At 69.1% G+C, this 17231-nt stretch carries 20 protein-coding genes and 1 pseudogene; 16 read left to right on the top strand and 5 right to left on the bottom strand.

The genetic code is table 11. The features are described from left to right. The first annotated feature begins 15 nt into the window (after nt 1-15). Complete coding sequence (locus AB0N16_RS07755) at nt 16-1227, top strand: ATP-binding protein (RefSeq protein WP_365794187.1); 1212 nt, start codon at nt 16-18, stop codon at nt 1225-1227. Here the strand turns inward: AB0N16_RS07755 and AB0N16_RS07750 are convergent. Then, nucleotides 1182-1469: pseudogene (locus AB0N16_RS07750) on the bottom strand (hypothetical protein); the annotation flags it as partial. The gene AB0N16_RS07755 and the pseudogene AB0N16_RS07750 overlap by 46 nt on opposite strands. Here AB0N16_RS07750 and AB0N16_RS07745 point away from each other — a divergent pair. From AB0N16_RS07745 to AB0N16_RS07725, 5 genes are all read left to right on the top strand, one after another. Further along, complete coding sequence (locus AB0N16_RS07745) at nt 1458-2207, top strand: response regulator transcription factor (protein ID WP_365795191.1); 750 nt, start codon at nt 1458-1460, stop codon at nt 2205-2207. The pseudogene AB0N16_RS07750 and the gene AB0N16_RS07745 overlap by 12 nt on opposite strands. 108 nt (nt 2208-2315) lie before the next feature. Continuing rightward, nucleotides 2316-2501 carry a hypothetical protein gene (locus AB0N16_RS07740; RefSeq protein ID WP_365794185.1) on the top strand — a complete coding sequence of 62 codons (186 nt, stop codon included), beginning with the start codon at nt 2316-2318 and terminating at the stop codon, nt 2499-2501. Then, on the top strand, nt 2501-3085 hold the full coding sequence (locus tag AB0N16_RS07735; protein WP_365794183.1) for a pilus assembly protein TadG-related protein: 585 nt from the start codon (nt 2501-2503) through the stop codon (nt 3083-3085). Before AB0N16_RS07740 ends, AB0N16_RS07735 begins: the two co-directional genes overlap by 1 nt. A gap of 35 nt (nt 3086-3120) precedes the next feature. Beyond that, nucleotides 3121-3708, top strand: a complete 588-nt coding sequence (locus tag AB0N16_RS07730; protein WP_365794181.1) for a hypothetical protein — start codon at nt 3121-3123, stop codon at nt 3706-3708. A 7-nt stretch (nt 3709-3715) separates the two neighbouring features. After that, a complete protein-coding gene (locus tag AB0N16_RS07725) occupies nt 3716-4345 on the top strand; it encodes an OmpA family protein (RefSeq protein WP_365794179.1) in 630 nt (209 codons plus the stop codon). A gap of 110 nt (nt 4346-4455) precedes the next feature. Here the strand turns inward: AB0N16_RS07725 and AB0N16_RS07720 are convergent, their stop codons facing one another. Next, nucleotides 4456-4818 (bottom strand): DUF192 domain-containing protein, encoded by a 363-nt coding sequence (locus AB0N16_RS07720; RefSeq protein ID WP_365794177.1) that lies wholly within the window; start codon nt 4816-4818, stop codon nt 4456-4458. Nucleotides 4819-5097: 279 nt separating this feature from the next. Between AB0N16_RS07720 and AB0N16_RS07715 the strand changes: the two genes are divergently transcribed. The 4 genes from AB0N16_RS07715 (at nt 5098) to AB0N16_RS07700 (ending at nt 8045) form a co-directional block, all read left to right on the top strand. After that, nucleotides 5098-5409 (top strand): hypothetical protein, encoded by a 312-nt coding sequence (locus AB0N16_RS07715; protein WP_365794175.1) that lies wholly within the window; start codon nt 5098-5100, stop codon nt 5407-5409. Next, nucleotides 5406-6587 carry a hypothetical protein gene (locus AB0N16_RS07710; RefSeq protein WP_365794173.1) on the top strand — a complete coding sequence of 394 codons (1182 nt, stop codon included), beginning with the start codon at nt 5406-5408 and terminating at the stop codon, nt 6585-6587. The genes AB0N16_RS07715 and AB0N16_RS07710 overlap by 4 nt, the downstream gene beginning before the upstream one ends. A gap of 2 nt (nt 6588-6589) precedes the next feature. Beyond that, nucleotides 6590-7105 carry a hypothetical protein gene (locus AB0N16_RS07705; protein ID WP_365794171.1) on the top strand — a complete coding sequence of 172 codons (516 nt, stop codon included), beginning with the start codon at nt 6590-6592 and terminating at the stop codon, nt 7103-7105. A gap of 61 nt (nt 7106-7166) precedes the next feature. Next, entirely contained in the window at nt 7167-8045 is an 879-nt protein-coding gene (locus AB0N16_RS07700) for an LLM class flavin-dependent oxidoreductase (protein WP_365794169.1), read from the top strand. A 57-nt stretch (nt 8046-8102) separates the two neighbouring features. Here AB0N16_RS07700 and AB0N16_RS07695 read toward each other — a convergent pair whose 3' ends face one another. Next, nucleotides 8103-8621: a DinB family protein gene (locus AB0N16_RS07695; protein ID WP_365794167.1), complete on the bottom strand. Its 519-nt coding sequence runs from the start codon at nt 8619-8621 to the stop codon at nt 8103-8105. A gap of 51 nt (nt 8622-8672) precedes the next feature. Between AB0N16_RS07695 and AB0N16_RS07690 the strand changes: the two genes are divergently transcribed. The 5 genes from AB0N16_RS07690 to AB0N16_RS07670 all read left to right on the top strand — a co-directional run bounded on the left by AB0N16_RS07690 (nt 8673) and on the right by AB0N16_RS07670 (nt 14933). Then, on the top strand, nt 8673-8954 hold the full coding sequence (locus AB0N16_RS07690; RefSeq protein ID WP_365794165.1) for a hypothetical protein: 282 nt from the start codon (nt 8673-8675) through the stop codon (nt 8952-8954). 864 nt (nt 8955-9818) lie between these two features. Further along, complete coding sequence (locus AB0N16_RS07685; protein ID WP_365794163.1) at nt 9819-10592, top strand: isoprenyl transferase; 774 nt, start codon at nt 9819-9821, stop codon at nt 10590-10592. 409 nt (nt 10593-11001) lie between these two features. After that, nucleotides 11002-12327, top strand: a complete 1326-nt coding sequence (locus AB0N16_RS07680) for a PhoH family protein (RefSeq protein WP_362563484.1) — start codon at nt 11002-11004, stop codon at nt 12325-12327. 427 nt (nt 12328-12754) lie between these two features. Further along, nucleotides 12755-13438: a transglycosylase SLT domain-containing protein gene (locus AB0N16_RS07675; protein ID WP_365794161.1), complete on the top strand. Its 684-nt coding sequence runs from the start codon at nt 12755-12757 to the stop codon at nt 13436-13438. A gap of 139 nt (nt 13439-13577) precedes the next feature. After that, nucleotides 13578-14933, top strand: a complete 1356-nt coding sequence (locus AB0N16_RS07670) for an AI-2E family transporter (RefSeq protein ID WP_365794159.1) — start codon at nt 13578-13580, stop codon at nt 14931-14933. Nucleotides 14934-14964: 31 nt separating this feature from the next. On the opposite strand, the gene AB0N16_RS07665 is transcribed toward AB0N16_RS07670, so the two are convergent. Together AB0N16_RS07665 and AB0N16_RS07660 are read right to left on the bottom strand one after the other, a co-directional pair. Beyond that, the gene (locus tag AB0N16_RS07665) at nt 14965-15504 is read right to left on the bottom strand and encodes an alkyl hydroperoxide reductase (protein WP_365794157.1); all 540 of its coding nucleotides are present in this window, start codon (nt 15502-15504) and stop codon (nt 14965-14967) included. A gap of 1 nt (nt 15505) precedes the next feature. Further along, the gene (locus AB0N16_RS07660; RefSeq protein ID WP_365794155.1) at nt 15506-16057 is read right to left on the bottom strand and encodes a peroxiredoxin; all 552 of its coding nucleotides are present in this window, start codon (nt 16055-16057) and stop codon (nt 15506-15508) included. 154 nt (nt 16058-16211) lie between these two features. Between AB0N16_RS07660 and AB0N16_RS07655 the strand changes: the two genes are divergently transcribed. Further along, on the top strand, nt 16212-17228 hold the full coding sequence (locus AB0N16_RS07655) for a LysR substrate-binding domain-containing protein (protein ID WP_365795189.1): 1017 nt from the start codon (nt 16212-16214) through the stop codon (nt 17226-17228). The last annotated feature ends 3 nt before the right edge of the window (nt 17229-17231 follow it).

Here is a 17231-nt window from a genome sequence, read left to right as displayed (position 1 = left end):
GGGCGGGTGAGGGCGATGGCGTCCCGGGAGGACGACGGGAAGGTCGAGATACGGGCCCTGCAAGCGATGTGCCGCCAGGTCTTCGGCTTCCGCCTCGCGATGATCGCCGTGGCGGCCCCCGCCGCCCTCCTCAACGCCACCCCCGGCCTGGGCACCCGCCTGGTCGGCTCGGCGGTGGTCGTCACCTTCATGATCTCGTACGTCCTCTTCCGCGACTGGCAGCGCTTCGGCCCGCTCCTGCTGCGCCACCCCACCCTGCTGGCCGCCGACACCCTCTTCGGCTCCTTCCTGCTGGTCTCGGCCGGCCCCGACACGACCCTCGCGTACGTCAGCGTCTGCACTCCGCTCCTCGCCGGCCTTCTCTACAGCTGGCGCGGAGCAGCGGTCTTCGCGTCCCTCCAGTCGCTGATCCTCCTCATCGTGGAGGAGACGCTGGACCACCACACCGGTGTGGCGGACTCCCTCCTCCTGCCCGGCCTGTGCGTGATCACCGGCGCGATGGGCTCCACCCTGCGCACCCTGATGCTCCGCTTCGGCACCGCCACCGAGGCCCTGACCGAGACCCGCGCCCGCCTCGCGGCGACGGAGGCGGTGAGCGCGGAACGCGCCCGCCTGGCCCGCGAGATGCACGACTCGGTCACCAAGACGCTGTACGGCGTCGCACTGATCGCCGACGGCCTGGCGGAGTCGGCGTCCGCTTCCCCGGACCGCCTGGACCCGACGCTGATCAGACAGCAGGCGGAACTGGTGGCGAACGCGGCCCGCAGGGCGGCGGGGGAGGCCCGCGAACTCCTGACGGACCTGCGCGCCCGAACGGACGGCGAGGCCTCGGACGTACGCTTCGAACTGGAGTCGCTGACGAGTGACTTCACGGCCCGTACGGCCATGACGGCGACCTACGAAGGCCCCGCCACCCCGGTCCCGCTGCCCCACGCCACGGCTCGCCACCTGCTGGGCATCACGGCGGAGGCCCTGGAGAACGCCCACCGCCACGCACGGGCGACGCGGGTCGACGTACGGGCGGAAACGACCCCCGACCACCGTCTGATCGTCACGATCCACGACGACGGTCGCGGCCTGCCCCCGGACACCACCGTCGAAGCCCTGCGTCGCACCGGCCACTTCGGCCTGCTCGGCATGACGGAACGGGCCGCGTCGATGGGCGCGCGCCTTCGGCTGACCGCCGACAAGGGCACCGAGGTCCGAGTGGAGGTGCCACTGACATGACGGAGAGGCCGGAGAGGCTGGAGGGGCCGGAGACGCCGGAGAGGCCGGAGACGCCGGAGAGGCTGGAGAGGCTGGAGAGGCTGGAGAGGCTGGAGAGGCTGGAGAGGCTGGAGACGCCGGAGACGCCGGAGACGCCGGAGAGGCCGGAGAGGCCGGAGAGGCCGGAGAGGCTGGAGGGGCCGGAGACGACGGAGATGACGGAGACGCCGGAGACGAGAGGAGGCCCCCCGATGCCGCAGCACCCCTTCATGGAGCGCGCGGAACCTCCGCCCCCACCCCTGCGCGTCCTGGTGGCCGACGACAACCCGGTGATCCGCGCGGGCCTGACGGCGGTCCTGTCCGCGTCCGAGGACCTCACGGTCGTCGCGGAGGCCGAGGACGGCCGCGTGGCCTACGAGGCGGCGCTGCACCACCGCCCCGACGTCATCCTCCTCGACGTCCGCATGCCCGGCGTGGACGGCATGGCGGTCCTGCCCCACATGGTCCGCGTCGCCCCGGTCATGATGCTGACGTACAGCGACGAGACGGAGATCGTGCAGGAGGCCGTACGCCTGGGCGCCGGGGGCTACCTGGTGCACGGCGAGTTCACGACGGCACAGCTGACGCAGGCGGTACGGGACGTGGGCGGGGGCCGGCCGCACTTCACACCGACCGCGACGAACGCGTTGCTGGCCCATATCAGGGGGCACGCAACTGCACACGCAAAACCCGAACTACGCGCTCTCCCAACACATTTTTCGCCCAAAGGGCTTTCGCAACTGCAATCCAGTATGGGACAGTCATCGAAGTCCCGGTTTCAACTGAGCGGCAGGGAGGCGGAGATCATGGACCTCATCGCGTCCGGCATGAGCAACCAGCAGATCGCCGCCGTCTGCTTCATCAGCGAGAAGACGGTCAAGAATCACATCAACCGCATCTTCGCCAAGCTCCACACCACCACCCGCGCCCAGGCGACGGCCAAGTGGCTGGGGGTGGCGTGAGGATGAACAGGGTGAACTGGGTCCGGATTTGGGTCCTGGGACCCTCCGCGGATGGGTATGTTCCGCCCTACGGTGCAAGGATCGGAACCGAACCCGGAGGGGAGCACCATGAGCGACCGGATGCTGAGGATGCTTGTCGCGCTGCAGCGCCGCGCCGACGACCGGGGGCAGACCGCGGTCGAGTATCTGGGGATCATCGCGGTGGTGGTGGCGATCGTGCTGGCGGTTACCGGTACCAGTATCGGCAGCCACGTCCTGGAGAAGATCCTGGCGCAGATCGACAAAATCGTGTGATGCGCGTCCGCCGTTACGGCGACTCAGGGCAGGCCTTCCCCATCTACATCACGGTAGCGGGGGGCCTGCTCTTTCTCGCGTTCGCGTACCTCGCGGTCGGCCAGGCCGCGGTGAACCGGAACGGTGCCCAGACGGCCGCCGACGCGGCGGCGCTCGCCGAGGCCATGAACACGCGTAAAGAGCTTGCGGACCAGTGGGTGCAGGACGTACGCGACCCGACCAAGTGGCTGGACATCTTCGAGGGCAAGGTGAACGTCCCCGACTCGTGCTGGCGCGCCCAACAATTGGCGACCCAGAACGACGCGAAGGCGCAGTGCCTGCCCGGACCTCCGCTGAGCTTCAAGGTCGAGGCCAAGGCGAACAAGACCGTGGGCGACTCCGTCGTGCCCGGCACCGAGAGCCTGCAATCGACGGCGGACGCCACGGCCGTGATCGAGTCGCTCTGTACGTTCGCGCCTTCCGGTGACGACAGCGTCCTGCCTGACCTCACCTGCAGGGACGGCCGGACGTGGCATCTGGACCCGACCGATCCGACGGATCTGCCGGGCCCCGAAGACCTCTTCGACGTCCACCTGGCCGACTGACAAGCGAATCGACGAGTGAAGAAGGAAGCGGAGTGATGAGCATTCGGTTCACTGCGAAGGCTCGCAGGGGGACGGTCGCGCTGGCCGTCGCAGCCGGTCTGGCTCTCGGCGCGGTCGGATGCGGCAGCGGTGGCGACGACGGGGGCGACAAGAAGCCCGGCGCGTCGGCATCGGCCTCCCAGAGCGGCGGTTCCCAGCCGAGCGCGCAGGAGGGGAAGTCCGAGACGCCCCTCGCCGAACTCGCGGGCCCCTCCGGACTGGTCCTCCAAGTCACCTCCGCCGTCCGAGACTCGGGAGGCTTCCTCACCATCAATGCGAACCTGAAGAACGACGGCTCCCAGATGGTCGTGGTCCCCGTGGCACTTCGGGGCGACGAGACGGAGATCGTCCAGCACGGCACGTCGTTCGGCGGCGCCACGCTCGTGGACTCCAAGGGGAAGAAGCGGTATTACGTGCTGCGGGACACGGATGGGCGCCCGCTCACGACCACCGACCTCGCCTCGATCCAGGCCGGCCAGACCATCCCCGTCTTCATGCAGTTCCCCGCCCCACCCGCCGACACCACCGAAGTCACCCTCCAACTCCCCACCTTCGCCAGCGGCACGATCCAGATCTCCGGGTGAGGCCGACGTGACCACACCACGCCTCCCTCTGACCCTGGGCGCCGCCGCGCTCCTCCTGGTCACGAATCTCTACGGTGCGACGGCCGCCCGTGCCGACGACGGCGACCCGAGCGTCCCCCCGGGCACCGAGCCGTCTGCCACCGCGCCCGTGAAGATCGACCCGACGGACCCCGACCTCAAGCTCCCCGAGGGTGCCACCCTCGCCGATCCCAAGGTCCTGGACATCAAGTCGGTCGTGGAGGACCAGAGCGGTGACGAGCGCCGTGAGGACACCAACGCGGACGTGACGTTCGCCCTCCAGGCCGAGGTGCTGTTCAGCAAGGACAGCTCCAAGCTGAGCGCGGCTGCGAAGGCGCGGATCGATACGATCGCTGAGGAGATCAGGAAGCAGAACGCCACCCAGGTCCGTGTCTTCGGCTTCACGGACAACCTGGGCTCCTCCGCCCACGGAGACGTCCTCTCCCGCCAGCGCGCCAACGCCGTACAGGGCGTCCTCGACCAGGACCTGAACGACCCGAACATCACCTTCGACGTCCGCGGCTACGGCGAGCAGTACCCGATCGCCGACAACTCCACGGAGGAGGGCCGCAAGAAGAACCGCCGCGTGGAGGTGACGTTCCCGAGAACGGGGAGCTGAGCGACGTCGGTGCCCCTGCGGCGGGGCGCGGTCACAGTTCCTGGAGCGCGTCCAAGGAGATGTCGACGTTCATGTCGAACGGGTCAGATCGGTTCGCGCCGAGTGAGCGGCTACTCCGCCTCGACGCTCACCCGTGCCCCCACCTCCACACCCCACCCCGCCATGGCCCCGGCCTCCGCCTCCAGCACGTGCCGGGACCGCAGACGTGGCAGACCGAGGCGCCCCGGCGGCATGGTGCGTACGGCGATGACGGTCAGCCGCCGGTCCAGATACGCGACGTCGATCGACATCCGCATCCGGAACGTGTGGATGCTGCCAGCGGGGGAGAGCAGGATCGCCCCGTCGAGCGCATCGCGTCCCAACAGGCCCTTCGCGCGAGCGCGATAGGACGTGGCGATCTCCAGCGGGACGATGGCCGGTTCCTCGCTGCCATGGATGACCAACGTTCCCCGCCCGTCCCGCCAGCGCCTCATGGCCTGCCTCTCGCTCGTCCCTCAGCGGTTCCCCGAAGCGACCGTATCCGCAACACGGACGAGTGATGCTTGCGGCAGTGCTCAAGTGCGCAACATGGCCTGGAATTTCGCCTCAGAACAGGTATACCGGCTCACTCAGTCGTCCCCAGCCCGCCGGGTCCGCACCCAGCGGCGCCCACATCCCGTGGATATCGTCGTGAGGATCAAGAGACCTCTGGCCCTCTGGAGTCCGCAAGTGCGTCGCCCTGTCCGGTTCCTTCACCGTAACGAGGCATCCGCATGGCCGAGCGGCTGAAGATCGACGGTACGGAACTCAACACGTTCTTCAGGGACTTGAAGAGAGCACAGGAGTCGTTCACCGCCCTGCAGAAGGTATTGCGCACCCCGGGCGTCAACGGCCTGGGCACCGACGATCTGGACAAGGCCTGTGACCGGTTCCAGGAGGACTGGCACTACGGGGCCAAGGAGATCGCCGAGCAGATCGGGGAACTCACGGACATCACGAAGAAGGCCAAGGACGACTTTCACGAGGTGGACGTGGCCTTGGAGAAGGCGTTGGAAAAGGCGAGGCGGAAGAGCGGGAACAAGTGACGGTCACGAATCCCTACCCGCATCTCGGCTTCAACCCCGCTCCCGGCAGCACGGATCTGGTGCACGACATCCACCGCAGGCTGTCCGCCTGCGCGAAGGAGATGGAGAAGGCGCACTCCAAGGTCACCAAGCTGATGAACGGCAGCTACTGGGAGGGCGACGCGGCCGTCGCGTTCCGCGAGCAGCTGGAGGGCGGCCCGCTGCCGCTCAACCTGAAGAACGGCGCCCACTCCGTCGACAAGGCCGCGAAGCAGCTGGACCTGTGGGCCGGGGAGCTCGAGGAGTTCCAGCGGCGCGCGAAGAAACTCGACGGTGAGGCCAAGGACGCCCGCGAGGCGCTGCGGCGTGCTCAGGGGCATGCGGACGAGGCGCAGAAGACCTCGGAGACTTCGGGCACGGGCAAGGCTCAGGGGGAGGCCGGCTCGAACAGCGGGGTCACGGCGGCGCAGGACGACCTGGACGACGTACTGAAGCGGGCCCGTTCCCTCGCGGCCGAACACGAGGAGACCGCCCGCAGGAGGGCCCGGCACATCGGGGACGCCACGCACAAGCTGGCACCGCACGAGCCGAACGCCTGGGACAGGTTCACGGACTGGCTGGGCGACAACCTCCCGGACATTCTCAGCGCGTGTGCTGCTGTGCTGGGCGTGATCGCACTGCTGGGCCTCACGGCCATCGCCCCGTGGATGCTGTTCCTGGCGGCCGGACTCCTCAGCGGAATGGCCTTCAGCCTGCGCGTCAGCGACCCGGAGGTCCTGACGTCCTTGCAGGACGGCCTCACGAAGGGCGAGCTGGATATCGACTTCTGGGGCAATCTGCTGGGGGTGGCGGGCGACTTCCTGGGGATGTTGCCGGGTTTGGGGGCGGTGGCCAAGGGAGCCATGAAGGCCCCCGAGCTGTTGTCGGCGACCACTACGGCAGTCGGCGAGGCAGACGAGGTGTTGACCCTTGGACAGAAGCTCGCCAGGGCTGGTGTCAGGGTCGGCACTTCAATCAAGACGGTGGGCGTTTCGATCAAAACAGAGGCCGCTGCGGCCGAGGGCGCCGTGAACGTCCTGTCTCATCCGAGAGTGTTTGGCGGACGGCTGGCCCCGATTGTCGAGAAGATCGACAGGCCAGCGACGGTCCTGGGGGCCTGTGGCCGGCCGCTTGGCTGGGCTTGCTGGCCTGGTATGTGATCATGTCGATCACTTGGACGTTGTGGCTATTCTTCGTCCCTCTGCTCTACTCGTTCTACCGCGCATTCCTCCAACCGGCATATATCTCATGGGCTTTCCACACACGGCGGCTGCTGCGTGCCTACCCCTGGCAGGTGTTCGAGGAACCGGAGAGCGGCATCGGAAAGATTCCCGGAGCTACCGCCGGCGATGTCTGGCTGAGCTTTCCCAATCCCGACCGCCCCGGCGAAATGCTGGCGCTGATTCTGAAGGTGCACATTCGGTCCCTATGGTGGAGACGGCGTCTCGGGCGTGGCTACAACACCGAGAAGACCGCGCAGGCCAGGGAGGTGTGGTTCGCGGGTGACCCCCGTTTCGCCGCCGTCATCGCGGTTCCCGGACCCCGTCGCCTGCACGTGGTCCACCAGCGCCCGACGGACAAGCGTGGCTTCGCCGATCCCACGGGGGCCAGCCCCGCTGCCCTCGACCGCGCCCGCCGCGCCGGAGTACGTCTGCCGGACACGCAGTCGGTGACGTAGTGAGGGATGTCTTCGGTCAATGCAGTTGTGGCTACCCCGGCTCTCCGGTTAGGAAAGTCCCATGACCGCACTCGGCGCCGTATTCCGTCCCCAGTTGCCCCCTGAGCGACTCCGTGCCGTGGTTCGGCTCGCGGAGGAGGTTGGGCTGGAGGAGCTGTGGCTCTGGGAGGACTGTTTCCGGGAGGGTGGGATCTCCACCGCCGCCGCTGCTCTCGCCTGGTCGGAGCGGGTGCGGATCGGTGTCGGGTTGTTGCCCGTGCCGTTGCGGAACGTCGCCATCACCGCGATGGAGGCCGCCGCGCTGCACCGGATGTTCCCGGGGCGCGCGATCCTCGGCGTCGGCCACGGCGTGCAGGACTGGATGGGCCAGGTCGGCGCCCGCGCCGAGTCCCCGCTGACCCTGCTGCGCGAGCATCTCGGCGCCCTGCGCGCGCTGTTGCGCGGGGAGCGGCTCTCCGTCGACGGGCGGTACGTCCGGCTCGACGACGTCGCGCTCGACTGGCCACCCGCCGGGCCCGTCCAGATCCTCGCCGGAGCCGGAGGCCCCCGCACCCTCCGCCTCACCGGCGAGGCCGCCGACGGGACGATCCTCACCGCCGCCACCCCGCCCGACGGCGTCCGCCGGGCCCGGCGGCTCATCGAGGAGGGGCGGGCGGCCGCCGGGCGGGGCGCGGACGAGCCGCACCAGGTCGTCGTCTATCTCCTCACTGCCACCGGGGCCGACGCGGCCGCCCGGCTCCGGGCCGAACTCGCCGCCGAGGGCCTGGACTCGGTCCCCGAGCTAGGCGTCGCCGGAGACGCGGGCGCCGTCGCCGAAGCGGTGCGGCGGCTCACGGAGGCCGGCGCCGACACCGTCATCCTGCAGCCGACGGGGGACGAACCCGACCCCGAGGGCTTCGTACGGTTCACCGCGGAGGAGGTCCGGCCGCTCGTGCCGTGAGCGGTCGGGCGGTCCCGTTCGCCGGACCGCCGGACCGCCCGACCGCCGGACCGCCGGTCAGTCGGTATCCGGGGGCGTGGTCCGGCGGTGGTCGCCCGTCGTCCCGTCGACCAGCTCCCGCATGATGTCGATGTGCCCGGCGTGCCGGGCGGTCTCCTCGATCATGTGGACCAGCACCCAGCGCAGGGAGACCGTTTGGTCCCACCAGTCCGGCCGCCCCAGCGTGTCCAGGGGCCGTACGGTGATCATCGCGTCGGACGCGGCGCGCGCACGGCCGTAGAAGTCGATGATCTGCTGGGTCGTCTCGCCGGGGCCGACCGACAGGTCCTCGTCCGTGTACGGGTCGAACCACAGGGGCTCGATCTCACCGCCGAAGCTCGACACGAACCAGCCGTACTCCACGGACGCCAGGTGCTTCACCAGCCCGAGCAGGTTCGTCCCGGACGGGGTCATCGGGCGGCGCAGCTGTTCGTCGTCGAGGCCCTCCAGCTTCCACAGCACCGCGTCCCGGTGCCGGTTCAGGCTCGCGTGCAGGATGTCCTTCTCGGCAGCCGTGTACGTGTCATCGGTCTTCATGGTGGGCGAAATTAGCAGCGGGCACTGACATCCGTGGGGAGCGTGCGGGTCATGGCAGAGCGCACGCACCACACCTGCGAGACCGGCGAGACGTTCGAGACCTTCGAGGACCTCGTCGCAGAGGTGGCCGGCACCTCATCGACGCCCGCAAGCCGGCCCGCCCGCAAGCCGGCCCGCCCGCAAGCCGGCCCGCCCGCAAGCCGGCGCGCCGCCCGCGATCCACCGCCCTTGGAATGCCAGGTGCCGAAGAATGGCCAAGAACTGCCGTTCGGGTCCCCGGACGCGGACCAGGTCGCGGGCACACCCCGACGATCACCACGGGGCATGTCGTGACACTTCCGGCTCAATAAGGTCAAGACATTCTCTAGGTCGCGGATCTACGCATTAGTGAACATTCGGCCTCTCTGTTCATCTCTCATTTCCATAGAGTTTTCACATCGTTACCTCCAGCGCCCTGTATCCACCCGTTGGCTGACGTAAGTTCAGACCAAGGTAATTCGCGTGAGCAAAGCTGCGCGGGCGGCACCGTGCAGTGGAGGGGGCTGTGCGGTGCCGTAATGCCCCACTGGCTCCCGTCAAGCCGCCGTTCGCGGCCGGGGTAGCCCATCAGAGGGACGGGCTGAACAACCCGCCGAGGCGTCACCAAGACGGCCCAAACCCTCTTGATCTCCCCGAATGCGACCAGTTTTCCTGGGATTCCGCCGCGAATCGGCCATGTGAGGCCCTTGAATCCAGCGTTCCAAGCCCCTCGGGGCGTCGTCGGGCGACTCCGGAGAGTAGTTGTGGCACGCCGATGCACGCAGCATCACTTACAAAGGGTTATGGTGGAAACCCCCCCTCGGGCCGGTCCGTCTCCCCCCCACGGACCGGCCCGTTTTTCTGCCCACGGCCCGGCCCTTTTTCTGTCCAAGGCCCGGCCCGTTCTTCCACGCACGGCCGCCCCGTTCTTCCACGCACGGCCGCCCCGTTCGTCCACGCACGGCCGCCCCGTTTTTCACCCCCTTCCAAGCGCCCTCGGCCCTGGCGTCCCGAGGGGCGCAGGGGACCGCGCGACCAGCCCCGACGCACCCGCACGCACCGGACCGCACAGGCCCCCCACCCCCTTTGGGTGCCCTCCCCACCGCGCCCCCCTCGCCTCCCGGAGGGGTAGGCTTCGGCCCGCGGAACCCCGCAGCGAGACACGAGGGGTGGACTCAAGTGAACCTGCGCGACAAGCTGCGCGGCCTGCTCGTCAGGCTCTACGCACGCCGGGTGGAGGGTCACCTGGACCACGCTCAGGTGCCCAAGCACATCGGCGTCATCATGGACGGCAACCGCCGCTGGGCGAAGGCCGCCGGATCCAGCACCGTGCACGGCCACCGGGCCGGCGCCGAGAAGATCGAGGAGTTCCTCGGCTGGTGCTCCGAGACCGATGTCGAGGTCGTCACCCTCTGGCTGCTGTCCACGGACAACTTCGACCGCGCCAAGGAGGAGTTGGTCCCCCTTCTCGGCATCATCGAGGACGTGGTCCGCACCCTCGCCGCCGACGGCCGCTGGCGGGTCCACCACGTCGGCACCCCCGACCTCCTGCCGTCCCCGATGCAGACCGCGCTCAAGGAGGCCGAGGAGGCCACCGCGCACGTCGAGGGAATACTGGTGAACGTCGCCATCGGCTACGGCGGCCGCCAGGAGATCGCCGACGCCGTCCGCTCGATGATCCTGGACGCCAACGACAAGGGCGTCGCGATGGAGGACCTCGCCGACTCCGTCACCGTCGACATGATCGGCCGTCACCTCTATACCGGCGCCCAGCCCGACCCGGACCTGGTGATCCGCACCAGCGGGGAGCAGCGGCTGTCCGGATTCATGCTCTGGCAGACCGCGCACTCCGAGTACTACTTCTGCGAGGTCTTCTGGCCCGCGTTCCGCAAGGTCGACTTCCTGCGCGCCCTGCGTGACTACGCGGCCCGCCACCGCCGCTACGGCGGGTGACGTGATCGTGACGGTGGACGTCGACACGGCATACGGCCCCTGTCACCGTCGCCACGCTGGATAACCCCCTCGCTACGGCCGATGACCCCACCGCACCCATGAGGCGTAAATCACCCATTCCGGGGCGCCAGTAACACGGAGTTCACCTGCGCGTCGTTGCAGACCGTGGCATGGCGGCGCATGTTCGAGGGCATAAGGCAAGCAGGTCGATGCCCGAACCACGGGCATCGGATCTCAGCGGGCGACTCGGGGTCGTCCGCCCGGGAGGCCCTTTGCACCAGCCCGACCGTGCGGTCACGGCACGGAAGAAGCAGCGGGGGGCCGGTTTTCGGCCCGTGCAGGGCGGCCGTCAACCGGTCCAGCTCCTCTTCGTCGCTCCCCGACCTCATCCGAGGGGGTACGTCCTTCCGTGGTGACCAGCACAACGCGCCGCAAGTCCGACCGGCGCACCTATGTTCTCGACACCAGCGTCCTGCTGGCCGACCCGAACGCCATGGCCCGCTTCGACGAGCACGAGGTCGTGCTCCCGATCGTCGTGGTCACGGAACTGGAGGCCAAACGGCACCATCCCGAACTCGGCTACTTCGCCCGGCAGGCCCTGCGCCTGCTCGACGACTACCGGGTCCGGCACGGCCGTCTGGACGCCCCCATCCCGATCGGGGACCTCGGCGGCACGATCCGTGTCGAGCTCAATCACTCGGACCCCAGCGTCCTGCCCAGCGGCTACCGCCTGGGGGACAACGACTCCCGCATCCTCGCGGTCGCCCGCAACCTGCAGGCCGAGGGGTACGACGTCACCGTCGTCTCGAAGGACCTCCCGCTCAGGATCAAGGCGTCCTCGGTCGGCCTCCTCGCCGAGGAGTACCGCGCCGAACTCGCCATCACGGGAGCCTCCGGCTGGACCGGAATGTCGGAACTGACGCTCTCCGGCGAACAGGTGGACCTCCTCTTCGAGGAAGGGCACGTGTACGTCCCGGAGGCCTCCGACCTCCCCGTGCACACTGGCCTGACCATCCAGTCCGAGCGCGGCAAGGCACTCGGACGGGTGACGGCCGAGGGCAACGTCCGTGTGGTACGCGGCGATCGGGAGGCGTTCGGCATCAAGGGCCGCAGCGCCGAACAGCGCATCGCGCTCGATCTGCTGCTCGACCCGGACGTCGGGATCGTGTCGATGGGCGGCCGGGCCGGCACCGGCAAGTCGGCGCTGGCGCTGTGCGCGGGTCTGGAGGCGGTCCTGGAGCGCCGCCAGCACAAGAAGGTGATGGTCTTCCGTCCGCTCTACGCGGTCGGCGGGCAGGAGCTGGGCTATCTGCCCGGCTCCGAGTCGGAGAAGATGAGCCCCTGGGCGCAGGCGGTCTTCGACACCCTCTCGGCGGTCACCAGCCGCGAGGTCATCGAGGAGGTCACCGCGCGCGGGATGCTGGAGGTGCTGCCGCTCACCCACATCCGCGGCCGCTCCCTGCACGACGCGTTCGTGATCGTCGACGAGGCCCAGTCACTGGAACGGAACGTCCTGTTGACCGTTCTGTCCCGGATCGGCGCGAATTCACGGGTGGTGCTGACCCACGACGTGGCTCAGCGGGACAACCTCCGGGTCGGCCGGTACGACGGTGTGGTCGCCGTGGTGGAGAAGCTCAAGGGTCACCCGCTCTTCGCGCATGTCACCCTCAACCGGTCCGAGAGGTCCCAGATTGCCGCGCTTGTGACCGAAATGCTGGAGGACGGGCACATCTGATCCATCTGATCCCTGTGTCCAACTTGGGTTGATTACCCATCCGTTGGCGCCGTCCGGCAAAGCCGTTGAGCCTAGCCGGGCGGCGCCTTCGTGTGTGCGGCTTTCCTGAAATCCCCTGGGGGAAACGGGATGTGAGCTTTCACACGCAACTCGGAATTGCCACCCGGCGTCGGGTTACGGCAGAGTCTCACTCCTGTCAGGCCCCGCATACGACACACCTGTACCCCCAGCGGTACGGCAACACAGAAGCATCACAGCTAATTCCACAGTGACGTCGTATGCCGCCCGAGCACCACACGGCACTCCCCACCGGGGAGGCGCCCATCGGGCCCGCGCCTCCCGTGACCCCGCAGTTGGGAGGCCAGCGTCAGGGGAACGATTGCGTCCGCCAGGGTCACCGAAGCGGGCGATGCTGGAAGGAAACCGTGTGAGCCGGATTTCGGTCCGGGGATTCGCAGTGGCCTCGGCCACCGCGGTCACCGCCGTCGGAAGCGTTGTCGGTGTTGCCTCGGGCAGCGTCGCACAGCCGAACGACGCTGAGGCGACGGCAGCCGACACCACGCTGCTCGCGGACATCCCCGCGGGTCAGCAGGCGACGGTGCAGACCGCGTCCCTGACGCAGCAGGCCGACGCCGTGGCCATCCAGGCCGACGCGACCGCCAAGAAGGACGCCGAGCAGGCGGCCCGGGTGGCGGCCGCCAAGACCGCGACCGCCAAGAAGGCCGAGGCCGAACAGGCGGCGAAGGAGGCCAAGGAGCGCGCCGAGGCGAAGGAAGCGGCCAGCCGCTCCACCGCCAGCTTCCCGGTCCGGAGCTCCTACACCGTGGCGCAGATCCAGGCGATGGCGCAGCAGATGGTGGCCAGCGGCCAGTACCAGTGCTTCAGCAACATCGTGAGCCACGAGTCCGGCTGGAACTACCAGGCGGTCAACGCCTCCTCCGGTGCCTACGGTCTCTTCCAGGCCCTGCCCGGCTCCAAGATGTCCTCCGTGGGCGCCGACTGGCAGACCAACCCGGCCACCCAGATCAAGTGGGGCCTCAACTACATGAACTCCCGGTACGGCAGCCCCTGCGAGGCCTGGTCGTTCTGGCAGGCGAACAGCTGGTACTAGAGGCCGCTCGGCTTCTCTCAACCTTCGACAGCCCCTCCCCGTCCTAGGGGGAGGGGCTGTCGCCCTGTACGGTCAAACCGAACGACTCCCGGGGGGAGTGGTGAGGAGCACCCGGAGACGCGGGGGAAGAGAGCGGATCATGTCGCGAGTGCCGGAGTGGCTCGGCAGGCTCGGCGCCGGACTGAGCGAGATGAGCGAGCGGTTGGACGAGCGCCGCGCCGAGGTGGAGCGCGAGCACACCGAACCGGAGCCGCCCGCACGGCCCGCACAGGCCCCCGCTCCCGAGCCGGCGCCGGCGGCCCCCGCCGCCCCCAGGCCCGTTCGGAAGCCGGCACAGCGTCCCGACCCCGTGACGGCCATCCCCTGGGGCGTACGGGTCGCCGCCGAAGCCGGCTGGCGGCTGCTGGTGCTGGCCGGCACCGTCTGGATCCTGATGCGGGTCATCAGCGCCGTACAACTCGTGGTGTTCGCCTTCGTCATCGCGCTGCTCATCACCGCCCTTCTCCAGCCCGCGGTCGCCTGGCTGTGCCGCCGCGGCATGCCCCGCGGCCCGGCCACCGCGCTCACCGCCATCTCCGGCTTCGTGGTGATCGGCCTGATGGGCTGGTTCGTGACCTGGCAGGTCATGGAGAACATCGACACGCTCTCCGACCAGGTCCAGAACGGCATCGACGACCTGCGCAACTGGCTGCTGAAGAGCCCCTTCCACGTCACCGACAAGCAGATCAACCAGATCGCCAAGAACCTCCGCGAGGCGATCGGCGCCAACACCGACCAGATCACCTCGTTCGGGCTGGAGGGCGTCCAGGTCGTCGTGGAGGCCCTGACCGGCATCCTGCTGGTCTTCTTCTCCACGCTCTTCCTGCTCTACGACGGTGCGCGCATCTGGCAGTGGTTCCTCAAGCTGGTGCCCGGCGCGGCCCGCGAGGGCGTGGCCGGCGCCGGCCCGCGCGCCTGGCGCACGCTCACCGCCTACGTCCGCGGCACGGTTCTGGTCGCCCTCATCGACGCCATATTCATCGGCCTGGGCATCTACTTCCTGGACGTCCCCATGGCCGTCCCGCTCGCCGTCTTCATCTTCCTGTTCTCCTTCATCCCACTGGTCGGGGCGGTCGCCTCGGGTGCCCTGGCGGTGGTGGTCGCGCTCGTCACCCAGGGCGTCTTCGCCGCGGTCATGACCCTGGTCGTCGTCCTGGCCGTCCAGCAGATCGAGGGCCACATCCTGCAGCCGTTCATCCTCGGCCGCGCGGTCCGCGTCCACCCGCTCGCGGTGGTCCTCACGGTCGCGGCCGGCGGCCTGGTCGCGGGCATCGGCGGCGCGGTGGTGGCCGTACCGCTGGTGGCGGTGACGAACACGGTGGTCAGCTATCTGCACCAGTACTCGAACGAGCGGTACGAGAACCAAGAGCCGCCCGAACCGGCACCCGAGGCGATCGAGGACGAGGTCGTCCCCGCCGAAGCGGGATCCGGGAACGCGGAAGACCCCGCCCACTGAGAGGTGAGCGGGGTCCACGGGCCGACGGCGCCTACTCGAACTCGGTAAGCACGGCCTCCGCGTCCAGCGTCACGCCCACCGCCTGGACCACGGAGGCGATCTTGAACGCCTCCTGGATCACCTCACGGTCGACGCCGGCCTTGCGCAGCACCTGCTCGTGCGAGTCCAGGCACATCCCGCAGCCGTTGATCGCGGACACCGCGAACGACCACAGCTCGAAGTCGACCTTGTCGACACCGGGGTTACCGATGACGTTCATCCGCAGACCCGCGCGCAGGGTGCCGTACTCGTGGTCGGAGAGCAGGTGGCGGGTGCGGTAGAAGACGTTGTTCATCGCCATCACCGCGGCCGCGGACTTGGCGGCCCGGTACGCCTCCGGCGACAGGTTCGCCTTCGCCTCGGGCGCCAGCTCGCGCAGCACGATCGGGGAGCGGGAGGCGATGGCGGTCGCCAGGACCGTGCCCCACAGCCGCTGGGCCGGCAGCTCGGAGTTGCCGATGACCGAACCCAGGTTGAGCTTCAGGTCCTTGGCGTAGTCCGGGACCGCGGACTTGAGGGCGTCGAGCGACATCTCACTCACCGGCCAGCAGCGCGACCGGGTCCAGCGTCTCGTCGCCCTTGCTCCAGTTGCACGGGCACAGCTCGTCCGTCTGGAGCGCGTCGAGGACCCGCAGGACCTCCTTGGGGTTACGGCCCACCGAGCCCGCGGTCACCATGGAGAACTGGATCTCGTTGTTCTGGTCGACGATGAAGACCGCGCGCTTGGCGAAGCCGTCCTCGCCCTCGATGCCCAGGTCGCGCATCAGCTCGTGCTTCGAGTCGGCCATCATCGGGAACGGCAGCTCGCGCAGGTCGTCGTGGTCCTTGCGCCAGGCGTGGTGGACGAACTCGGAGTCACCGGAGAAGCCGAGGACCTGCGCGTCACGGTCGGCGAACTCCTCGTTCAGCTTGCCGAACGCGGCGATCTCGGTCGGGCACACGAAGGTGAAGTCCTTGGGCCACGCGAAGACCACCTTCCAACCCTGGTAGGTCTTGTGAGTGATCGTCTCGAACTCCTTGCCCTTCTCCAGCGAGACGCAGGCGGTCAGTTCGAACTCGGGGAACTTGTCACCGACAGTGAGCACACGCTCTCCTTGCATCGCGGAAGGACCCCGGATCGCGGGGTCGCCTCCGATGGGTTGGACGCCGCCGATCGTGGCACAAGGTGCATTGATTCCTGAAATAGCTACAATCGGGCGGGTTGATCGGAGGTGGCTATCAGTGGCTGTGGGTAACCCCATGGGGAACGGTGTCGGCGTGGGAAGCAAGCGCCGACAACCCAGCCTCGCCCAGCTGCGCGCCTTCGCCGCCGTCGCCGAGCACCTCCACTTCCGGGACGCGGCCGCCGCGATAGGCATGAGCCAGCCCGCGCTGTCCGGAGCCGTCTCGGCCCTGGAGGAGACGCTCGGCGTCACGCTCCTGGAGCGCACCACCCGCAAGGTGCTGCTCTCGCCGGCCGGCGAGCGGCTGGCGGTACGCGCCCAGGCCGTACTGGAGGAGATGCGGTCGCTGCTCGCGGAGGCCGAGGCGGTGCGGGCGCCGTTCACCGGCGCGCTGCGGCTCGGCGTCATCCCGACCGTCGCGCCGTATCTGCTGCCCACCGTGCTGCGGCTGGTCCACGACCGCTACCCGGACCTCGACCTCCAGGTCCACGAGGAGCAGACCGCCAGCCTGCTGGACGGACTGACCGCCGGCCGCCTCGACCTGCTGCTCCTCGCGGTCCCCCTGGGCATCCCCGGTGTCGTCGAACTGCCGCTGTACGACGAGGACTTCGTGCTCGTCACCCCGCTCGGCCATCCGCTGGGCGGCCGGTCCGGTATTGCGCGCGAGTCGCTCAAGGAGCTGACTCTGCTGCTCCTTGACGAGGGGCACTGTCTGCGCGACCAGGCCCTGGACATCTGCCGGGAGGCGGGCCGAGGAATCAAGGGGGCGGGGCGAAGCCCGTCGGTCGAGGGCGGTGGCGGGCGACGGTCGGGCGCGCCGGTGACCACCACGGCCGCCGGCCTGGCCACCCTCGTCCAGCTGGTGGCCGGCGGGCTCGGCTGCACCCTGCTGCCGCACACCGCCGTCAGGGTCGAGACCAGCCGCAGCGACCGGCTCCTCACCGGCTCCTTCGCCGAGCCCGCCCCGAGCCGCCGGATCGCCCTGGCGATGCGTGCCGGGGCAGCGCGCGGCGCCGAGTACCGGGAGCTGGCGGCCGCGTTGCGCGAGGCGCTGCGGCCGCTGCCCGTCCGGGTGCTCGGCGCCGACTCGTAGCCC

Origin of the sequence: Streptomyces sp. NPDC051105, from assembly GCF_040682795.1 — a bacterium.
In the GTDB taxonomy this organism is placed as follows: domain Bacteria; phylum Actinomycetota; class Actinomycetes; order Streptomycetales; family Streptomycetaceae; genus Streptomyces.
This window is presented reverse-complemented; position numbering and strand designations above follow the sequence as displayed.